This window comes from Candidatus Anaeroferrophillus wilburensis (genome assembly GCA_016934315.1).
Taxonomy (GTDB): Bacteria; Desulfobacterota; Anaeroferrophillalia; order Anaeroferrophillales; family Anaeroferrophillaceae; genus Anaeroferrophillus; species Anaeroferrophillus wilburensis.
The window spans coordinates 75158-96686 of record JAFGSY010000025.1 but is presented as its reverse complement, the minus strand read 5'-3'; the positions used below and the strand labels follow the sequence as shown (position 1 = coordinate 96686).

17 protein-coding genes are annotated in these 21529 nt (G+C 53.1%); 10 read left to right on the top strand and 7 right to left on the bottom strand.

From position 1 onward, the window contains the following. Positions 1–28: 28 nt before the first annotated feature. The 7 genes from rpoC to rpsT all read left to right on the top strand — a co-directional run bounded on the left by rpoC (position 29) and on the right by rpsT (position 9371). A complete protein-coding gene (gene rpoC, locus JXO50_06230) occupies positions 29–4198 on the top strand; it encodes a DNA-directed RNA polymerase subunit beta' (protein ID MBN2332687.1) in 4170 nt (1389 codons plus the stop codon). 168 nt (positions 4199–4366) lie between these two features. Continuing rightward, positions 4367–5149, top strand: a complete 783-nt coding sequence (locus JXO50_06225; protein ID MBN2332686.1) for a thiazole biosynthesis protein — start codon at positions 4367–4369, stop codon at positions 5147–5149. Beyond that, positions 5139–6194: a thiamine phosphate synthase gene (thiE, locus tag JXO50_06220; GenBank protein ID MBN2332685.1), complete on the top strand. Its 1056-nt coding sequence runs from the start codon at positions 5139–5141 to the stop codon at positions 6192–6194. Before JXO50_06225 ends, thiE begins: the two co-directional genes overlap by 11 nt. A 51-nt stretch (positions 6195–6245) precedes the next feature. Next, positions 6246–7541 (top strand): phosphomethylpyrimidine synthase ThiC, encoded by a 1296-nt coding sequence (gene thiC / locus JXO50_06215; GenBank protein MBN2332684.1) that lies wholly within the window; start codon positions 6246–6248, stop codon positions 7539–7541. After that, entirely contained in the window at positions 7541–7927 is a 387-nt protein-coding gene (hisI, locus tag JXO50_06210) for a phosphoribosyl-AMP cyclohydrolase (GenBank protein MBN2332683.1), read from the top strand. Before thiC ends, hisI begins: the two co-directional genes overlap by 1 nt. A gap of 10 nt (positions 7928–7937) precedes the next feature. After that, a complete protein-coding gene (locus tag JXO50_06205) occupies positions 7938–8807 on the top strand; it encodes an ATP phosphoribosyltransferase (GenBank protein MBN2332682.1) in 870 nt (289 codons plus the stop codon). A gap of 291 nt (positions 8808–9098) precedes the next feature. Beyond that, entirely contained in the window at positions 9099–9371 is a 273-nt protein-coding gene (gene rpsT / locus JXO50_06200; protein MBN2332681.1) for a 30S ribosomal protein S20, read from the top strand. 95 nt (positions 9372–9466) lie between these two features. Here the strand turns inward: rpsT and JXO50_06195 are convergent, their stop codons facing one another. The 7 genes from JXO50_06195 to JXO50_06165 all read right to left on the bottom strand — a co-directional run bounded on the left by JXO50_06195 (position 9467) and on the right by JXO50_06165 (position 16591). Next, entirely contained in the window at positions 9467–10747 is a 1281-nt protein-coding gene (locus JXO50_06195; GenBank protein ID MBN2332680.1) for a tyrosine--tRNA ligase, read from the bottom strand. Between the two features lie 7 nt (positions 10748–10754). Next, positions 10755–11036 carry a zinc transporter gene (locus tag JXO50_06190; GenBank protein ID MBN2332679.1) on the bottom strand — a complete coding sequence of 94 codons (282 nt, stop codon included), beginning with the start codon at positions 11034–11036 and terminating at the stop codon, positions 10755–10757. Between the two features lie 3 nt (positions 11037–11039). Further along, a complete protein-coding gene (locus JXO50_06185; GenBank protein ID MBN2332678.1) occupies positions 11040–11354 on the bottom strand; it encodes a DUF1820 family protein in 315 nt (104 codons plus the stop codon). Positions 11355–11522: 168 nt separating this feature from the next. Next, entirely contained in the window at positions 11523–12908 is a 1386-nt protein-coding gene (locus JXO50_06180) for a DEAD/DEAH box helicase (GenBank protein ID MBN2332677.1), read from the bottom strand. A gap of 320 nt (positions 12909–13228) precedes the next feature. Then, positions 13229–13873, bottom strand: coding sequence for a molybdenum cofactor guanylyltransferase (locus JXO50_06175; GenBank protein MBN2332676.1), 645 nt, complete (start codon positions 13871–13873; stop codon positions 13229–13231). Then, complete coding sequence (gene mobB, locus JXO50_06170; GenBank protein ID MBN2332675.1) at positions 13870–14394, bottom strand: molybdopterin-guanine dinucleotide biosynthesis protein B; 525 nt, start codon at positions 14392–14394, stop codon at positions 13870–13872. Before mobB ends, JXO50_06175 begins: the two co-directional genes overlap by 4 nt. A 277-nt stretch (positions 14395–14671) precedes the next feature. Further along, on the bottom strand, positions 14672–16591 hold the full coding sequence (locus JXO50_06165) for a methyl-accepting chemotaxis protein (GenBank protein MBN2332674.1): 1920 nt from the start codon (positions 16589–16591) through the stop codon (positions 14672–14674). A 278-nt stretch (positions 16592–16869) separates the two neighbouring features. Between JXO50_06165 and JXO50_06160 the strand changes: the two genes are divergently transcribed. The 3 genes from JXO50_06160 (at position 16870) to JXO50_06150 (ending at position 21493) form a co-directional block, all read left to right on the top strand. After that, positions 16870–19332, top strand: coding sequence for a PAS domain S-box protein (locus JXO50_06160; GenBank protein ID MBN2332673.1), 2463 nt, complete (start codon positions 16870–16872; stop codon positions 19330–19332). Between the two features lies 1 nt (position 19333). After that, on the top strand, positions 19334–19969 hold the full coding sequence (locus tag JXO50_06155) for a response regulator transcription factor (protein ID MBN2332672.1): 636 nt from the start codon (positions 19334–19336) through the stop codon (positions 19967–19969). A gap of 306 nt (positions 19970–20275) precedes the next feature. Further along, positions 20276–21493, top strand: coding sequence for an ABC transporter substrate-binding protein (locus JXO50_06150; GenBank protein ID MBN2332671.1), 1218 nt, complete (start codon positions 20276–20278; stop codon positions 21491–21493). The last annotated feature ends 36 nt before the right edge of the window (positions 21494–21529 follow it).

Below are 21529 nucleotides of genomic sequence, written 5' to 3'. Positions count from 1 at the left end.
CCCACTGGGTGCCTAATGTGGAGGACTGATGAGAGATATTCTGAGCTTTTTTGAAAAACCCAAGAACTCGCTGGATTTTTCTGCCATACGGATTAAACTGGCTTCGCCGGAAAAAATCCGGGAATGGTCGTTCGGTGAGGTGAAAAAACCGGAAACGGTCAATTACCGGACTTTTAAACCGGAGCGGGATGGCTTGTTCTGTGCCAAGATCTTTGGCCCGGTCAAGGATTATGAATGCAATTGTGGTAAATATAAGCGGATGAAGCATCGCGGCATTGTCTGTGAAAAATGCGGCGTGGAAGTTATCCAGTCAAAAGTTCGGCGTTCACGGATGGGGCATATCGAACTGGCCTCACCAGTGGCCCACATCTGGTTTTTGAAGAGTCTGCCAAGCCGCATCGGGCTGGTTCTGGACATGACCCAGCGGGATGTGGAGAAAGTACTCTATTTTGAAAGCTACGTGGTTATCGATCCCGGAGAAACCCCGCTCACCTATGGCGAGTTGCTGACCGAGGACCGTTACCGGCGCCTGCAGGATGAGCATAATGACGGGTTTACCTGCGGTATCGGTGCCGAAGCGATCAAAAGCATGCTTTCCGCGGTTGATGTGGAGGGGGAGCGGGAGCTACTGCGCACCGAAATGGCGGAAACCGGTTCGGAGGCCAAGAAAAAGAAGATTGCCAAGCGTCTCAAAGTGTTGGAGGATTTTCGCAAATCGGGCAACCGACCCGAGTGGATGATCCTTGATGTGATCCCGGTTCTGCCTCCTGATCTGCGGCCGCTGGTTCCCCTTGATGGCGGACGGTTTGCCACCTCTGATTTGAACGACCTCTATCGCCGGGTTATTAACCGTAATAACCGGCTGAAGAGGCTGATTGATCTGAAAGCCCCTTGGATTATCATCTGTAATGAAAAAAGGATGCTGCAGGAATCGGTTGATGCGCTCTTCGATAACGGGCGGCGGGGGCGAGCCATAACCGGAGCGAATAAACGGCCACTTAAATCACTCAGTGATATGCTCAAGGGCAAGCAGGGGAGGTTCCGCCAGAATCTGCTCGGCAAGCGGGTGGATTATTCCGGTCGTTCCGTCATTGTTGTGGGGCCGGAGCTGCGCCTGCACCAGTGCGGGTTGCCGAAAAAAATGGCCCTGGAGCTGTTTAAACCCTTTATCTACAGTAAACTGCTGGAGCGGGGGCATGTGGCCACCATCAAAAGCGCCAAGAAGATGGTGGAACAGGAAAAATCCGAGGCCTGGGATCTGTTGGAAGAGGTGATTACCGAACATCCGGTGATGCTTAACCGGGCTCCCACCCTACATCGCCTGGGGATTCAGGCTTTTGAGCCGGTATTAACCGAGGGCAAAGCCATCAGGCTGCATCCATTGGTTTGTACTGCTTTCAATGCCGACTTTGATGGTGACCAGATGGCTGTCCATGTGCCCCTGTCGGTTGAAGCTCAGGTGGAAGCCCGGGTGCTGATGATGTCCACCAACAACATCCTTTCGCCGGCCAATGGCAAGCCGATAATTGTTCCGACCCAGGATATTGTTCTCGGCCTCTATTGGTTGACCAGGGAACGGCCTTTTTCAAAGGGGGCCGGCAAGACGTTTGCCGGTGCCGACGAGGTCCGGATGGCCTATGATGCCGGGGCTGTCCACCTGCAGGCACCCATTAAAGTCATGCTTGATGGTGACTTGGTCGAGACAACCGTCGGTCGCATCCTTTTCAGGGAAGTTGTCCCTGAGGAAATACCATTCTCCCGCTACAACAAGGTCATGGACAAAAAGACGTTGTCCAATCTTTTTGAGCATATCTACCTTACGGTTGGCGATAAGAAAACGGTCATTTTCGCCGACCAGACCAAAGATCTGGGCTATAAAATCGCCACCCAGGCGGCAATTTCCATCTGTGTCGACGACCTGAAGATTCCTGAAAAGAAAGTGGCGATGATTGACAAGGCCTATGACCAAGTTCGGGGTATTGACGAGCAGTATACCGATGGTCTCATCACCTCCGGTGAGCGCTATAATAAGGTGGTTGACCTGTGGTCCATGACCACCGACCAGCTGGCCGGTGAAATGATGGACCAGCTGTCCAAGGAAACGGTGCTGGATGAGCACAATGTCGAGTGGGAGATTAAATCGTTCAATTCCATCTATATGATGGCCGATTCGGGAGCCCGTGGTAACCAGCAGCAGATTCGCCAATTGGCTGGAATGCGCGGGTTGATGGCCAAACCTTCGGGCGATATTATTGAAAACCCGATTATTGCCAACTTCCGTGAAGGGCTGAACGTCCTGCAGTATTTTATCTCCACCCATGGGGCCCGTAAAGGTCTGGCAGATACTGCCCTGAAAACGGCTAATTCCGGTTATCTGACCAGGAGATTGGTGGATGTGGCCCAGGATGCGGTTATTTTTGAGCAGGATTGCGGTACGTTGGACGGTATTTATGTTTCGTCGCTTACCGAAGGTGGTGAAATTATTGAACGGATGGTTGACCGTGTTCTTGGCCGGGTGGCTTTGGATGATATCGTTTCACCTTTCAGTGGTGAGACCATCGTGGCCGCCAACCAGGAAATAACCGAAGACTTGGCGCAGCAAATTGAGGACGCTGGTATTGATCGGGTGAAAATCAGATCGGTGCTGACCTGCCAGGCAAAGCGGGGTATTTGCGCCCTGTGCTATGGCCGGGATCTGGCCCGCGGGCGTACGGTGAGCATTGGTGAGGCGGTTGGTGTGGTTGCCGCACAGTCCATTGGTGAGCCGGGTACGCAGCTGACCATGCGGACCTTTCATATTGGTGGTACGGCCAGCCGAAAGGCGGAGCAGTCAACCTTGGAGGCTAAAACCGATGGGGTGGTCAACTTTATCAATCTGGAAACGGTACGTAACCGTGATGGCTCACTGGTGGTACTGAATCGCAATGGTGAGCTGGCCATCATTGATGCGGACGGCCGGAAAAAAGAGCGGAACCGGCTGACGCTGGGGGCCCGTCTCCATGTTAATGACGGGGAGCAGGTCAAAATGGGGCGGTTGCTTGCTGACTGGGATCCGTTCACCATTCCGATTATCACCGCCGTATCAGGAACCATCAAGTACGGTGATTTGCTCGAAGGAATAACGGTGAAGGAGCTGATCGACAGCCTGACCGGGTTGTCCAGGCGAGTGGTTATTGAACCAAAGGATCCCAACCTGAGGCCCCGGATATCCATTAAGGATGAACATAATAAGACCATCAAACTGGAGGGTGGGAAAAGTATGGCCCGTTACCAGCTTTCCGATGGTGTCCATATCCTGAAAAGTGAAGGGGATGAGGTGGTTGCCGGAGATGTCATTGCCAATATCCCCCGGGCAACAACAAAGACCAAGGATATTACCGGTGGTCTGCCCCGGGTTGCCGAGTTGTTCGAAGCCCGTAAACCAAAGGAGTTTGCCGTTATCTCCGAAGTTGAGGGGATTGTCTCCTTCGGCAAAATGACCAAGGGAAAACGAAAGATAGTGGTGACCCCGGATGTAGGCGAACTGACGGAATACCTGATACCGAAGGGGAAGTATGTTATTGTCCATGACGGCGACCGCGTTATGGCTGGTGAACCCCTGGTTGACGGGCCGACCAATCCCCATGATATTCTCAGAGTTCTTGGTTTGAAGGAACTGGCCAAATATCTGGTGAACGAAGTGCAGGAAGTGTATCGTCTCCAGGGGGTGCGGATCAACGACAAGCATATTGAAGTCATTGTCCGTCAGATGCTCCGTCGGGTAAAAATAGTTGATCCCGGTGATAGCCGCTTCCTGATGGATGAAAGCGTTGAAAAAGTTGTTTTTGAGGAGGAAAACCAGAAAATCATTGGTGAAGGCGGGCAGGCGGCGGTTGGTGAGCCACTCTTTTTGGGGATTACCAAGGCTTCCTTGAGTACGGAAAGTTTTATTTCGGCAGCATCATTCCAGGAAACCACCAAGGTTCTGACGCAGGCCAGCATTGAGGGCAAGGCTGATTACCTGATTGGTTTGAAGGAAAACGTTATCATGGGGCGTTTGATCCCGGCCGGCACCGGTGGACGGAAGTTCCAGAAGATGCGGCTTGCCGCCGACCAGCCGGACTATGTTGAGGTAGAGGAAGATGAGGATGATATCCTGCTTCCTGCCAATGATATTATTGAAGAGCTGGGTGATGTGCGGGAAGAAACGGTTGAGTAGTTTATTCATTGTTTAGGAAGAATGGTTGCTGATGACGGGGGAGGGGGAACCCTCCCCCGTTGTAGTCATGTGAGCGGGGCGGTTTGCCGCCCGAAACCAATTGGATGCGGTTTGTTCAAGGAGCCAATGAACGGCTTTGGCGCCTCGCAAAAAAGAAAGGATACTAGTATGGCACTTGATGAAGTTTTGATTTCCCGGGCCATTATCGATCGATATCACCAGAAGCTGGTGGACCATCTTGAGATTGACGTTGCTATTGTCGGCGGCGGTCCATCGGGATTGGTGGCTGCCTATTACCTGGCCAAAGCCGGCAAGAAAGTGGCCATGTATGAGCGGAAGCTCAGTATTGGCGGTGGTATGTGGGGCGGTGGGATGATGTTTAATGAGATCGTCGTCCAGGAGGAAGGGGTCAGAATTCTGGATGAGTTCGGTATCGGCTACCAAGAATATGCTCCCGGTTACTACACCGCCAGCTCCATAGAATCGGTGGCTGTGCTGCTGGCCAAGGCCTGCAAGGCAGGCGCCACCATTTTCAATCTGTTCAGTGTTGAAGATGTCATGGTTCGTGATAATCGGGTCTGCGGTCTGGTGCTGAACTGGTCGCCGGTGGAAATGGCTGGACTTCATGTGGATCCCTTAGTGGTCAAAAGTAAATACGTTATTGATGCCACCGGCCACCCGGCCGAGGTTATTGATGTTATTCAGCGGAAAGCCGGTTTTGATCTGCTGACCGAAACCGGAAAAATCATGGGTGAAAAGTCTCTCTGGGCTGAAGTTGCGGAAAAGGCAACGGTCGATTGTACCAAGGAGGTCTATCCGGGAACCTTTGTCGCCGGAATGGCTGCCAATGCCACCTTTGGCGCCAACCGGATGGGGCCGGTGTTCGGTGGTATGCTGCTTTCAGGCGAGCGGGTAGCCCAGGTGATTATTGAACGTCTCAATGCCGACTAGTAACCAGTCTGTTTTTCGCCTCCTTGATGCCAACCTGAATCGGTTGCGTGAAGGGTTGCGAGTGGTGGAGGACTATTGCCGCCTGGTTGATAATAATCGGGTGTTTGCACAGCTTAAAGATCTGCGCCATCAGCTGCAGAACCTTTTTCCCTTGGCGTTGCAGCAGCGATGCCTCGAAGCACGCCAGGCGGATGCCGACATTGGCAGCAGCACGTTCAGCTCCACAGAAGCGCTGCGGCCCGACACCAGAGCAGTGGCGGTTGCCAATCTCAAGCGGGGCCAGGAGGCGGCCCGGGTGATTGAGGAGTATGCCAAGAGCATCAACGAACCATCAGTCTCCCAAGGGGCAAAAGCTCTCCGCTTCTCTCTCTATACCCTCGAACAGGAGGTATGGGGATTGCGTCTGAGTGTAGTGCGATCCTGGTTTCCTCCCCAGCGGCCCGGTGGCCTTTACCTGGTGGCTGATGAGCAGTTTTATGCCGGCGATGATTTTTTGGCAGATCTCAAGCTGGCCGCTGCCGCCGGTCTTCACATGCTGCAACTGCGGCAGAAGCGTGGTGATGATCATCTTTTTTTGCAGCGCGCCCGACAGCTCAGAGGAGTGTGCGCGTCGGCCGGCATTCCGTTTATTGTCAATGACCGTCCGGATATTGCCGTGTTGGCCGGTGCCGATGGCCTGCATCTGGGGCAGCATGATCTACCCATTGCTGAGGCCCGGAAGATAGTCGGTAATCACCTGCCCATTGGCCGCTCGACCCATTCATTGGCGCAGGCGCGGGCGGCGGTGGCTGAAGGGGCTGATTATATTGGTTTTGGTCCTATTTTCCCGACCCCAAGTAAAGAAAACCCCGATCCGGTGGTGGGAGTCGATGGTTTACGTGAAGTGTTGGCGGCCGTTGATCTGCCGGTAGTGGCCATTGGTGGCATTGATACCCGGACCATCGGGATGGTCCGGAAGACAGGGGTCAGCTCAATCGCGGTGATCCGGGCCGTATTGGCCAGCGGTGATCCGGAACAGGCGGTCAAGAATTTATTGCAAGGTTGATTGCAAACGTGCCTTTGGTAAAGCGCACTAGAGATTGTTCAGGAAGGTATTATGACACAATTACAGGCTGCCCGTCAGGGTACACTGACTCCCGAGATGGAGCATGTTCTGGCTGCTGAGCCGCTGTCGGCTGCTGAGCTGCAGACCGGTCTTGCTCAGGGAACCATTGTTATTCCCGCCAACCGCAACCATAAAAATCTTACCCCCTATGGCATCGGTCGTGGTCTGCGGGTGAAAATCAACGCCAACATTGGCACGTCCTCCGATCTGCAGAGCCTTGACGAAGAGTTGGAAAAACTTCAGGTGGCCATTGATAATGGTGCCCATGCAGTGATGGATCTCAGTACCGGCGGCGATATCAACGCCGTGCGCCGGGAAATCATGGCCCGCTGCTCTGTGCCGCTGGGTACCGTTCCCATCTATCAGGCGGTAACCGAAGGGGTTCGAAAACGGGGGTTCCTTGGCAATATAACCGTCGATGATTTTTTTGCGGCAGTGGAAGGCCAGGCTGAAGAGGGTGTTGATTTTATGACCATCCACTGTGGGGTGACTTTGAGAACCCTGGAGGCTTTGCGGCGTTCCGGCAGGATTACCGACGTGGTCAGCCGGGGTGGGGCTTTCCTGGTGGAGTGGATGCTGTATAATAATCGTGAGAACCCCTTTTATGAAAACTATGACCGGCTGCTGGCGGTGGCCAGGGAGTATGATGTAACCCTCAGCCTCGGTGATGGTTTGCGCCCCGGCTGCCTGGCTGATGCCACCGACCGGCCCCAGGTGCAGGAGCTGATCTATCTGGGCGAATTGACCGAGAGGGCCTGGGAGGCTGGGGTTCAGGTGATGATTGAAGGTCCCGGCCATGTGCCTCTTGATCAGATTGAGGCCAATATCCTGCTGGAAAAAAAGCTCTGTAAAGGGGCGCCGTTTTATGTCCTGGGGCCCCTGGTAACCGATATTGCCCCCGGCTATGATCATCTGGTGGGTGCCATCGGTGGGGCGATTGCCGCCCGTGCCGGGGCTGATTTTCTTTGTTATTTGACCCCGGCCGAACATTTGAAACTTCCCGATGCCCAGGATGTGAAAGAGGGGGTGATTGCTTCCCGGATTGCCGCCCATGCAGCTGATATCGCCCGGGGATTGCCGGGGGCTATGGAGTGGGATAACCAGATGGCAATCAAACGGAAGCAGCTTGACTGGGAAGGGCAGATTGCCCTGGCAATTGATCCGGAGAAGGCCAGACGTTTTCGGGAAAGTGCCCCGCCTGCGGATCAGCAGGTTTGCACCATGTGCGGCGAATTTTGTGCCATTAAGAAGCTGGAATCATATTTACACCCGAAGGATGGACAGTGATGAAGCCAATGAATTTTGAGAAGATGGATGGATTGATTACCGTGGTTGCCCAGGATTATCAGACTGGTGAGGTGCTGATGGTGGCCTTCATGAATCAGGAAGCCTGGGAAGAGACCCTGGCAACCAGAAAAGCCTGCTATTTCAGCCGGTCACGGAATCGGCTGTGGCGTAAAGGGGAGGAATCCGGCAACGTGCAGCTGGTCAAGGAGATTCTCATCGACTGTGATGAGGATGCCGTTGTCCTGAAGGTGGAGCAGATCGGCGGTGCTGCTTGCCATACGGGGTATAACAGCTGTTTCTATACCAGGATCAATCCCGATGGTTCGCAAACCATTACCAAAACCGAAAAAGTATTTGATCCGGAAGCGGTGTATGGAAAAAAGTAAAGGAGAACGAATGAAATTACGCTTGGGAATTCCAAAAGGGTCGCTGCAGCAGGCAACCATTGATCTGTTTAAAAATGCCGGTTATAAGATAACCACCAGTTCCCGCTCCTACTTTCCCGGGATCGATGATCCGGAGATTGAGTGTATGCTGATCAGGGCCCAGGAGATGGCCCGCTATGTGGAAAGCGGTATCCTCGATGCCGGTATTACCGGCCATGACTGGGTGGAGGAAAATGATGCCAAGGTTCTGGAGTTGACCGAGCTTCAGTATGCCAAGGCTACCCTTAACAAGGTCAGATGGGTGCTGGCTGCCAAACAGGGCGGACCGATCCGTTCAGCCCGTGACCTTGAGGGGAAAACCGTGGCTACGGAGGTGGTCAATATGGCCACCAAATACCTGCAGGCCCAGGGTGTCAAAGCAAAAGTCGAATATTCCTATGGGGCCACCGAGGTGAAGGTGCCTCATCTGGCTGACGCCATTATTGAGATTACCGAAACCGGTTCCTCCCTGCGGGCTAACAATTTGGAAATTATTGATACTGTGTTGGAAACTTCGACGGTTTTTATTGCCAATCATGAGTCCTATGGCGATCAATGGAAAAAGGCCAAAGTCGACCGCCTGATTATGCTGCTCCAGGGAGCCCTGGAAGCCAGAACCAGGGTGGGATTCATGTTCAACGTGCAGCAGCAGCATCTTGAGCGGGCGATGGCGGTTCTGCCGCCGGAAAAGGTTCCCACTGTTTCCAGCCTGGTGGATAAAGAGTGGGTTGATGTGTTTGTGGTACTACGCGAGGAAGTGGTGCGGGATCTGATTCCTCAACTGAAGGCTTTGGGAGCCAGGGGTATCGTTGAGTTTCCCCTGAATAAGTTTATCGATTGACACTGATGGCTGTGAAACTATGTCATCTGCTTCGTGAGGTTGCAACCTTCATTGCTGCAATAGAACTGATTGCAGGCTGCATTCCTCAGTTTTTGTCTGCTTCGAATCTTGAACTGTTTCCGGGCCATGGTATTGTAGGATACGTGTAACGTTTGGATGAGATCGGCAAGCCGGCGTAGTTTGGTAAAAATGCCGCCGGTTTGCCGAAATTACTTGACAAAAAGGTACTATTTTGGTACCTGCTCATCTTCACCATCTATGAGCTGAATTATTCTAGGAGGAGGTTATCCCTTGGCAAATCATCCATCAGCATTAAAACGGATGCGTCAGAACGAAAAGCGCCGTCTGCGTAATCGTCAAGTTGTGTCACGCATGAGAACATCGATCAAAAAACTTCGTCTTGCCGCTGAAGAGGGTCAGAACCCGGCCGCATTGGCGGAGATGTTGCAGCAGGTTAAAGTTGTTATTGATAAAGCAGCTACCAAAGGGGTGCTCCATCGCAACAATGCTTCCCGGAAGATTTCCCGTCTGTCCAAAATGTGCAGCCGGGTGGCCAGCGTCTGATTGCCCATCGTATGTTGCTTCAACATAAAAGGGATGCCGATTTCCGGCATCCCTTTTTTTGTCTTTGAGCTCTTCCTTGTTGTGCACTAATTCCCCTATGTCTGAATAACGATCCGGTGGTGGCGTTTTTTTCCGGCCCGCAGAATCAGCTGGCTATCAATCAGCTGTTCATTATCGATGGTAAAATCTTCGGTGATCCGGTTGTCATTGCAGTAGCCTCCACCCTGCTGGATCAAGCGTCTTGCCTGTCCCTTGGAGCTGCAGAGACCGGTTTTGATGAACAGGTCAACAATCGTTATTCCCTGCTCCAGCTCAGCAGGTGAAATAATTGTTTCCGGCAGGTTGTCGCCAAGTGTCGTCGTCTCGATGGTGGTAATTGCCGATGATGTTTCTATCTGGCGGTCCGGATCGGCGGCACCGAATTGACCGGTTGCTGTGCGGTATGCTTCAGCGGCCTTTTCCTGACCATGAACCAGGGTGGTAACCTCAAACGCTAGAATTTCCTTTGCCCGATTGATTCCCTGGTCCCGCAGTTGCTCCAGCCGGCTGATTTCATCCAGAGGTAAAAAGGTGAAAAGGCGCAGCAGGCGGCCAAGTTCACCATCTTCGCTGTTACGCCAGAACTGGTAGAAATCGTAGACCGAGGTCCGCTGCTCATCAAGCCAAACAGCGCCGGCGGCGGTTTTGCCGAATTTCTCCCCGCTGGCGGTAGTCAGCAGAGGAAAGGTGATGCCGAATGCCTCCTGTGACTGGACCCGTCGGATCAGGTCGACACCGGCAACAATATTGCCCCACTGATCCTGACCGCCCATCTGAATGGTGCATTGATAGTCACGGTGAAGCACGTGAAAATCATAGGCCTGCAGGAGCATGTAGTTGAATTCGATAAAAGAAAGCCCGGTCTCAAGGCGCTGACGGTATGATTCGGCGGTGAGCATCCGGTTGACGCTGAAATGACGGCCGATGTCCCGGAGGAAGTCAATATATCTCAGACCTTCAAGCCAGTCGGCATTGTTGATCAGCCAACCATGGTCTGGTTCCAGATCAAGAAACCGCTCCAGCTGTTCTTTGATGCCGATGCCGTTCCGGTCAATGGTTTCACGGGTCATCATCTGGCGCATCTCGGTTTTGCCGCTAGGGTCGCCCACCAATGCCGTGCCGCCACCGAGTACCGCAATCGGCCGGTGTCCGGCCCGCTGCATATGGACCATGACAATGATCGGAATCAGACTGCCGACGTGGAGGCTGTCGGCAGTCGGATCAAAACCGATATAAAAGGTTTGCGGCTCCTGTGACAACCGATGCCGCAGCTCTTCCTCATGGGTTACCTGGTAGATAAACCCCCGGTCTGCAAGTTGCTGATAGATCTGCTGCATCGATCATTTATCCCATATCAAGAATCTGTTTCGCCTGTCGCAGACGGTTGTTGCCTTCCTTGAACTGATTCAGTGCTGCCAGGATAAGCTCAACAACCTCATCCATCCCCTCTTTTTTTGCCTGGCTGGCCCACTTTTTGTAATCTTCTTCATGGCTGTCGTTGTGTTCGATCCAGTGGGTCAAAAGCAGGCTGATCTTTTCCTCGAAACTCATGCTGTTCTGCTCGCCGCAGGAATGGCAATGGCCGTGTCCGCTGCAGGGGTTGTTGTGGTCATGGTGTTCATGCATGGCTTACTCCTTTGGTTGGTTTTTGTCTTCAGCAATTTTTAGATAGGAAACCCCGATATCATGGTCATCCTGTAAACGGTCGATGCGGAGAATATACTGATGGGGAACGCTTACGCAATCGGTTTTAACAAATTCTTTTCGCAGGGCATCATCTTCCGGGGAGATGATAATCCGATTGTTATCCTCAAAAATAAAATCGGTAATGTCAATAAAACCAAAAAATTCCGATTCAGTAACCTGGCGGGCCAGCAGGGAGTAATCCCGGTTGCCGGTTTTGAACCGAACGCGGTAGATATGGTTGGTTTTCGTGTTGCTCATTGCGGCAAATCCTGTAAAAAACGGCGTTGACAAAGCCGGAGACGATAATTTTTTCCCACCTTCGTTATCAGGAAACCATCAGAATTGCAAGGGAGGGAGACGTTTTCTGACCGGAGGGATCATAAGTGGTAAAAGGGGCTGTCTGGCGCCGGCAATGTTCGTTCCGGTTTACTGGTTGACAGTACTGCTATCTTTTCGGGGTTGCCGGGTTGCGGTTCCCGTCCGGGTTTTATTGCCTCTTTTCTGATTGTTGCTGCCAGTTCTATTTTTGCTCTCTTTCGTCGTAGTTCTGCGATGGCCGGCCGGTTTATTGCCACCAGTAGGGCGTTTTGGTCGCTGGCCCCCCGGTTTGTCAGTCCGCGGCGGGCGTTTTTTGGGTACCGTAATGTCGGTTGCCAGGTTACCATCCTCAACCCACTCTAGGGGGATCTTGCCGGCCAGAGATTCAATCGGCTCAAGGTAAAAGGCGTCATCCTCACTGGCCAGCGAGATGGCTTTGCCGGTGGCTCCGACTCTGGCTGTGCGGCCGATGCGATGGACATAATCTTCCGGGTCCTGGGGTAGATCATAGTTGAACACATGGGTGACATTGTCAATATGCAGTCCACGGGAGGCAACATCGGTGGCCACCAGGATAGAGAGCTGTTTCTTTTTAAAACGCTCCAAAATTGACAGCCTTTTCTGTTGTGGGACATCGCCGGTCAGGGACGCCGCCAGATGGCCGTTGGCTTTCAGATAGTCAACCAGGATATCCGCCATTCTTTTGGTATTGCTGAATACCAAGGCTCTATCCGGCTGTTCTTTTGCCAAAAGACCGAGAAAAAGGGCCATTTTTTCCCGTTTCCCCACATGGTACAGGGACTGCTGGATTTTTTCGGCGGTTAACTGCTCCGGTGAGATGGTGATCGATTCATGGATGTCCAGGTGTTCATAGGCCAGTTCCATAACTCTGAAGGAGAGTGTGGCGGAAAAAAGCAGGGACTGCCTTTTATTGTAAGGAGAGCACCGGCGGAGGATGTAGCGCAAGTCTGGAATGAATCCCAGATCAAACATGCGGTCTGCCTCGTCGATGATCAGCACTTCAATCTCTTTAAGGCTGAAAATCTTCTGTTTGAGATAATCAATCAGTCGACCGGGGGTGGCAATTACCACATCATTGTCATGCTGCAGGAGGGCCTGCTTTTGTTTATCATAGTCGATGCCGCCAAATACCGGTTGGCATTGCAGACCCGTATGGGTGCCGAGCAGTTTTGCTTCCTGGTCGATCTGGACCACCAGTTCCCTGGTTGGTGCCAGAATCAGGGCCCGTGGCTGTTTTTTTCCTGATCCGGACGGATTGTTTAACAGGTGATTGAAGAGGGTAATAAGAAAGGTGGCGGTCTTACCGGTTCCCGTTTGTGACTGGGCGGCAATGTTTTTTCCGCCGAGGGCCAGGGGGAGAATCTTTTCCTGGACCGGGGTGCAGTTGTCGAAGCCTGCATCCCGAATGCCTTGTAGTACTGTTTGATTGATGGGCAGATCTGTGAACTTGGTTGTGGTAAAGGTTTGTTGCAAAAAAATACTCCTGTAAAGGTGTGGGTGAAATAATTACGGCGGGGTGCCGGAGTAGTTTCAGCCGCCGACGGAAAAAATCGGCTGGGCTGCTGTCCGCCTGGGCTTATGCAGATGCCAGCCGTTTCCACGGTCAACCCTTGGTGATCGCCCTCAACTGTCTGGATGGTGATCCGTCAGGCGTCCTACTATAGATGAAAAGCTGAATACTGACTGACGCTAGATTCTGGATCGTTGTATTCGGGCTGCTGCAAGGTGAACGTCGGATGGGTTTAAGACAAGCCTCTCAACTGCAGGTCCTCTAGCAGATATAGCTTTAAAGTTCAACTGTTATCTGTCACGGCTGTTTTGCCGGTGCCGGCGGCCAGTTGCAAAGCTCGGGTGATATCTGCAGGGGTATTGAGGTTGAAAAACTGATGGGGTTCAAAGGCATCCGGCCGGCTGGCAGTGAGGAGTTCAAAAACTCTGACCTGGGGGAAAAAACTGCTGATCTTCAGGTGACCGTTTTTTAACTGTTCCCTGATCGGTTGTCGGCAGGCCCGGCTGTAGAGGGCATGCAGCGGCTGCCGGCCGTCGGCACTGCGCGGCAGTACAACATCGTAGCTTTGGCGGAGAGACCACAGGCAGCGGATTGCCTGCTCCCCCACAAAAGGCATGTCGCCGGCAACCACAAAAGCATATTCATGGCTTGCCTGGCAGAGACTGCTGTAGAGTCCTCCCAAGGCACCAAGCCCGGGAACGAGATCGGGAACAATGGGGATGCCCAGGTGTCCATAGGGTTGGGGATTGCTGCTGCTGATCAGGATCTCCTGGCAGACCGGGGCCATCACTGTCAGTAGTCGGCGGATGACCGGTTGGCCGCCGATCTCAATCCAGGGTTTGTCCCCCCCTCCCAGGCGGCTGCTCCGGCCGCCGGCCAGGATGATGCCGGTCAGCGGCAAGCTGTTTTGTTTTGCCGAAGGTCTCATGTGGCAGGATTGAGATTGAGGTAGTTGATGATGAAGTCAGCAATATCGCGGCCAGAATCAAGTGGAAAAACCGGAACGTCAATATCCCAGGACTGGTCGCTGGCCACCGCAATGAGGTTTTGGTCGTTTCTTGGGCCGCGGCAGATCAGATTGGCTCGCTGTGCTTGCCGATGAACCTCAATTTTAGGGAACGTGCTGTTTTTGAACCCCTCAATAAGGACGATATCCATATCATTCAAGTAGTTGGTTGCAATCTGCTGCAGTTCCATCTGTTCAGTGGTCTGCTTGATGATCGCAGTCTGGCTGGGAGCCGTGATGACGGTGGTGTCGGCGCCGGCTTGGCGGTGCCGCCAGCTGTCCTTGCCCTCCTGGTCGATGCTGAAGGTGTGCTGATGGTGCTTGATGGTGCCGACTCGATATCCCAGGCCCTTCAGTTCGGTAATTATTGTCGTTAGCAGGGTGGTTTTGCCGCTGTTGCTGGTCCCCACCAAGCAGATGATCGGGGGCGTGGAAAAAGACATGGCATTCTAATCCTATGATAGTTCAATGTTCCAAGACCGTTATTCCTGGATGGGGGCGCCGCATCCGGATTATGACATGTGCCGATTGTGGATGATAATCAGGAGAGAAAATTTTGTAAAGTTTTTTCCGTTCCGTGAAGGGGGGAGGTGGACATTCCGGACGCCCATGAGTGCAAGACGCCCGGTATTAAGGTCTTCGTCCCTTCACACGGTGGGCAATGCGGTGCATGATTGTTGCGGATGACTGTCGGGAAAAGGGACCCGCAGCCGTTGTTCGCTACCGGTTGTCCGGCAGGCAATTGTGCTTGCTGTGGCTTGCAATCATAAGAGGGCGGCCGGAGTGTCGGGATGATGTTTGTTTCACGGCCCGGTTTGCGCTGGTTTTTCCGGTGACGGCAATGAGCTGTTCAACAAACTCCTGCAGCTGGGCCGCCAGGCTGTTCATTTCTTTGGCTGCTTGCGAAGAGGTTTCAGCAAGGCCAACATTTTTCTGGCTTATCTGATCAATGCCAGCCAGTACCTCGTTAATCTGGCTGATTCCCCTATCCTGTTCCAGTGAGGCAGTCGTTATTTCGCCGACCAGGGTCCCGATGGCTGCTGACCGTTCCACACCTTTGGAAAATTCCTGATCGGTCGTATGAACCAGCGTGACCCCGCCGTTGATTCTGGTTACCGTATCTTCTATGAGCTCCGCGGTATTCCTGGAGGCTTCTGCCGATCGCCTGGCCAGATTTCTGACCTCGTCGGCAACCACCGCGAAGCCGGCTCCCGCCTCGCCGGCCCGGGCGGCTTCCACGGCGGCATTGAGGGCCAGCAGGTTGGTCTGGAAGGCAATGTCGTCGATGCTTTTGATGATTTTTGATGTTTCGGCACTTGCCTGGGAAATTTCAGTCATGGATGTGATAAGAATTTTCATGGATTGGTTGGCCTGCTCGATGACATGATTGGCCTGGCCGGCAAGAGCATTGGCTTCCTGGGCGTGTTTGGTGTTGTTGCTGGTCATCGTTGACAGGACTTCCATGGAAGACGAGGTCTCCTCCAGTGATGCGGCCTGATCAGAAGCCCCATCAAGCAGTTGGGCGCTGGCTGAAGCCACTTCTGTGGCTGCGTGAGCCACCCGGTTGGCGCTTTCACTCAGACCGTCAATGGTCAGGTTTATTGGTTTGGTAATGGATCTGGTGATCAGTAGGGATATTATAACGATGGCCGCCAAGCAGATGAGAGCGATGATGCCAATCATCCAGGTTAGCCTGTCTACGGCTATGAACGCCTCATTTTTTTCAATTTCCGCTACTAACGCCCAAGTCATGTCGCCGAGAGTCACCGGTGTAAAGGCGGCAAGTGTCGTGGTGCTGTCGTATGACGTGGTGATTTGCTCACCAGTGATGCCTGCCAGGGCTGCCTGGCAGGCATCGGTAGTAACCATTCCCTGATCGGGATTAGCAAAAGATGCACGTACCGAATAGGTGTCGGGCTTGCGATAGGAATCGGAGCGCATGAGCCTGTCGGCGCCCACCAGGTATGTTTCCCCGGTTTCCCCCATGCCTTCCCGCTGCCCCATGATCTTGTTGATCGTGTCAATGTTAAGCCTAAGAGCTATAATTCCTATGGTTTTTCCTGATTTTTTCACCGGGCTGCCGATAAAGGCTGCCGGTTTTCCGCCGGCGGGTTTGTACGGGGAAAAGTCGGTGAGGAAGGTGCCGTCGAGGGCTTTGGTGCAACAGGCCTCCAGAGGACTTCCATGCAGCGCTCCTTTTTGGACATTGCGTCCGAGTTCTGCTGCTTTGGCTGTGGAATAGACGACGTCGCCGTTGTCGGCCACCAGCAGCAGATCAAGATAGCCCGATTCCTGGGCGAAAAAGTCCATCCAAGGGCCGTAAATATCGGCCATTGCCTTCCATAATTCACTGGCTGTTCTCTGGCTGTCGGTTTTGACCACGCCGGTCAGGGCGTCCAAGGCATCTGCTACCGTGTTGTTGGCAGCCAGGATTGTGACGTCGGCGGTCAGCGTCCGGAAATAGTTTTCTATCTGTGCTTTTTTGATTTCCCTGCTGTTTTTAAGCTGGGCGAAAATCTGGTCTGACAGGGCCTGGTTTGCTTTTCTCAGTGACACGGTGCCAATGACGACCAGCGGGATAAGGCTCAGGACAAGAAAGGCTAGCAAGAGTTTGCTCTGTAGTCTCAAGCGTCTCAGCATAATATTCTTCTCCTAATTTTATAATATTGTATTTCACTATATATATATCTTAATGCCTTAGATAGTTTTATCGGTTGTTCAATGAATTTCTTGACTTTTAAATGCCAGGCTTCATCAAAAATTCATTATCCGGCCCTAGTGGCAATAAATAACTAATGATATGAACTAGTTATTAGGATAAGACAGTTGACAGAGGTTAATTGTCATGATAAACCGGCGATACGCTCTATGCCGGTATCTTCAGCTGGAGAGTCTCTCTTTGTAATGGAGTCCAAGTAGTGAAGTTACGCCTGATTTTTCTTGTTCTCTCCCTTTTGGCGTTCTTGTCGGTGGCGACCGGTGGGTACCTCTATTATGCGTCTTTAAAAGAGGCAGCTTTTGCCGAAGCGGAGCGCCAGGCGGTAAACCGGGTGGAGATTATTCAGAAAAACCTGGCCACCTTTCTGTCGGAGAATATCAGGCCGGTGCGGCTCTTGGCCGGTATGTCTCCTCTGGCGCGCCTGCTGCGTGAGGAAACCGCCGAATCCCGACATGCGGCTGAAGCCCTGCTGGATTATTTTCAGCAGACGTTGGCTGTTGATGTCTGCTACCTGATGAACACCCGGGGCGTGACGGTTGCATCCAGCAACCGCCACGATGATGACAGTTTTGTCGGTCAGAATTTCGCTTTCCGTCCCTATTTCCAGCGGGCGGTCAGCGGGCAGCCGGCCATCTACTTGGCGCTGGGGATTACCTCCGGGAAACGGGGGGCTTATTACAGCCATCCGGTATGTGGATCCAGCGGGGCTCCGGAAGGGGTGGTGGTCATCAAGGCTTCCCTGAGGCAGATAGAGAAGGAGTTGGGCTCCAGCAGCAACGAGATCGTTATGGTTACCGATCCCCAGGGGGTGGTGTTTATCGCCAACCGGCCCGAATGGCTGTATCATCTTCTCTGGCAGCGATCACCCGCCGAGACAGCGAGGCTGGCCGCCTCGCTGCAGTTCGGTTCCGGTCCCTGGCCCTGGATAGGTTTTGTTTTTAATGGCGGAAAATATGCCCGCGACAGCAGTGGGGAGCAGTATTTGATGCACCGGCTGGAGATCGGCAACTACCCAGGCTGGCAGGTGGTCCATATGCGTAGTCTTACGGAAATTTCGCGCATTGTTTCCGACCCTCTTGTTCGGGTTACCGGTCCCACCGTGATGACTTTGTGTGTTCTTATCGGTGTCTCGGTGTTTCTACTCTACCACAAAGCCAGCCATGAAATTGTCCAGCGCAAGACGGCGGAGGAGGCCCTGCGTCAGAGCGAGGAGCGCTACCGTTCCATCTATCACCAGACGCCGGCTATGCTCCATTCTGTCAATTCCGAGGGGCGGCTGGTGAGCGTCAGCGACCATTGGTTGGACATCCTTGGTTATGAGCGGCAGGAGGTTGTCGGCCGGCCGCTGGCGGATTTTCTCGCCCCTGAGTCGCGCGTTTTTGCCTATGAACAGGTGATTCCCGAATTTTTTCAGGCCGGCTTTTGCAAGGATGTGGCCTATCGCTTTATGAAAAAAAACGGCCAATCTATGGATGTCTTGCTTTCTGCCATTGGTGATCGGGACCAGAACGGTAAGATAACCCGTTCTTTGGCGGTGTCTATCGATATTACCGAACGGCGACGAGCCGAAAAAGCCCTGCAGCAGGCCAAGGAGGAGTTGAGCCGCTATTCGCGTGATCTTGAGCGGCAGGTGAAAAAAAGAACCGAGGAGATCAGCGGTATTCTCAAGTATACTCCGGCGGTTATCTATATCAAGGACCAGGCTGGCCGCTGCCTGCTGGTTAATTCCCGTTACGAAGAATTGTTCGGAGTGTGCAATGAGGTGGTGCGGGGGAGGACGGATGATCAATTTCTGCCATGGGAGGTCGCCGAACAGTTTCAGCGTCATGATCGGCAAGTTCTTGAAACGGGGCATTCAAAACAGATGGTGGAAAGAATTTCCCAGGAGGATGGTCTTCATACCTATCTGTCGGTAAAATTCCCCATCTACGATGAGCAGGGTAAACCCAGTGGAGTCTGTGGCATAGCTACGGACATTACTGCCTTGAAAAAAGCCCAGGACCAGCTGCGCCGCCTGTCGGGCAGTGTCATGGAAAGCCAGGAAAAGGAGCGCTCTGCCATTGCCAGGGGCCTTCACGATGAACTGGGGCAGTTGCTCACCGCCCTGCGGCTCGATGCCGCCTGGATCGAAGAAAGGTTGCGGTTCAATGATCCCCAGGCGGCCGAGCGCGCTTTGGCTATGGGCAGCCTGATTGATAGAACCATTGATGAGGTACGCAGTATAGCCTTACGGTTGCGGCCGGGCATTCTCGATGATCTTGGTCTGGTTGATGCTTTGGAATGGCAGGCGACTGATTTTGAACGGCGAACTGGTATTGCCTGTGCCTTTAAGCGGGCCATGATGCCTTCGATCAACAGTGTCCTGGCTACTGCCGCCTATCGTATTGCCCAGGAAGCATTGACTAATGTGGCCCGCCACGCGGCGGCCGAAGAGGTGACCATAGAACTTAACGTGGAACATGACCGGCTCCTGCTTGCCGTGATTGACAATGGCTGTGGTTTTGATCCAGCGGTACTTTCCGAATCCCAAGGGTTGGGGGTGGCCGGCATGCGTGAGCGGGCTTCCCTGGTGGGGGGGACACTGTATTTGCAGTCTCATCCAGGCCGTGGAACCCGGGTGACCTTTATGGTCCCTATGGAAGGGGAAAATTATCGTGGATAAAATTAAGGTTCTGCTGGCCGATGACCACAGTATTGTGCGGGCTGGTCTGGCCAGGATTATTGACGAAAGTGGTGACCTTATCGTTGTTGCTGAAGCTGAAGATGGTCAGCAGGCGTTGCAGCTGGCACAGAAAAAACGTCCTGATGTCGCAGTCATTGATATTTCCATGCCGGGCCAGGATGGGTTGGAAATTTCCAGCCAGCTTTTGTCGATTATTCCGCAGTTGCCGATTGTTATTTTAACCATGCATGAGGAAGAGCAGTATGTGGTGCGCGCCGTGGAAGTGGGGGTGATGGGCTACGTCACCAAGCGCTCTGCTCCTGAACATCTGGTGATGGCCATCCGCAGTGTATATGGCGGTTCCCGCTATCTGACCCAGGAGGCTACCGAGATGCTGGCCTTGCGCCTTGTCCGCGGCATACAGGGCCAGTCACCGCTGGATTCACTGTCGACAAGGGAGCTGCAGGTGTTGCGGCAACTGGCCCAGGGGCAAACCAACCGTGAAATTGCTGAAGCGTACCATATCAGCACCAAGACCGTTGATACCTACCGATTCCGTTTGCTGAAAAAACTCAATTTGCGCAATAATGCCGAATTATCCCGCTTTGCTATCCAGAACCATCTCATTGAAGTCTGAGCTCAGCGTACCCAATCCATTGTCGTAATAACGTCCTCGGGGTAGTGCCGTGGTCAGGGTCCAGCCCGCGTCACCATGTTGCCGGCTGGTGCTGTGTCGATATTCACGAACTGCTTCGAAACTTACCCCAGTGCCATGGCAATCTAGCAAATGCCCATGATGGCATCAGAAATATTCTTACAGAAAAATCAAAAAAGGTCTACTTGACAGCTCCCGGCTCACCTGTTAGCCTCGCATATGCCTAAAATAGGGTTTTACAGTATGCCTGTGCCGTTGCAGGTGAAAACACCATTAAGGAGGTTGCAGATGAAAAAGAACATTCTCTTGGGATTCGTTTGTCTTTTGGTGCTGGGTTTTGCTTTTGTTCCAGCTCGGGCCGTGGCTGCTGATTCGGTCAAGGTCGGAGTGGTCCTGCCGCTCACCGGTGCCATGGCCAAGTTTGGGGAGATTGAAAAATTATCCTTTGACTTGGCGTTGGAAGAGATCAACGCCGCCGGCGGCATCAACGGCAAAAAGCTGGAACTGCTCATCGAGGATACCACCGGCCGGCCGGATGTGGGTCGCTCGGTGGTGGAGAAGCTGATCACCAAGGATAAGGTGGTCATGGTTGGCGGCGGCTACAGCAGTTCGGTGACTTATGCCGCCGCTGGTGTCTGCCAGCAGAATCAGGTGCCCTTCCTGGTCAATACCGGTTCCGCCGATAAAATTACCACCTCCGGCTGGGACTATATTTTCCGTCTCAATCCACCGGTAAGCAAGTATGCCAGTGCCGTTGAGTCCCTCCTTCAGGAGGTGGTGAAACCGCAGACGGTGGCTATTTTGCATGAAAACTCCCTGTTCGGCACTAAAGGGGCAAGCGCTTTTGAAAAAACCTGTGACAATCTGGGCTACAAGGTTGTCCTGAAAGAAGGTTATGAGCACGGCGGCATTGATTTTAAGCCGGTGCTTGTTCAGGTGAAACAGAAAAACCCTGATATTGTCTACATGATCTCCTACGTCATGGACGCCGCTTTAATCATGAAGCAGGCCAAGGAGCTCAAGCTGACCCCGAAGATGTTTGTCGGCGCCGGCGCCGGTTTTACCCTGCCCGAGTTTCAGCAGAATGCCGGGGTGGCCGGCGACAAGCTCATCTCCGCCACCCTTTGGCACCAAGTGCTGCCGTATCCGGGGGCGATGGACTACTATAACAAGTTTCTTGCCAAGTTTAATAAAACCACTGAATATCACGGTGCCGAAGCTTATGCCGCTTGCTATGTGATTGCCGATGCCCTTAAACGGGCAAAATCATTCTCCAGTGCTGATGTCAGGCAGGCCCTGCTGGAAACAGATATGATGACCGTCTTTGGACCGGTGAAGTTTGGTGATTGGGGTAAGATGAAAAACCAGAATACGGCTGAGACTTATGTGGTCCAGTGGATCGATGGTAACCTGGAGCTGGTGTGGCCGAAAGTCTGTGCCGGCGTTAAATGCACCACCAGCGAGTTTGTGTATCCCGTTGACTGGTTGAAATCCTGGGGTTATTAATGTTTGATGGCATCAAGGCACCGCATGCGTTGCCTT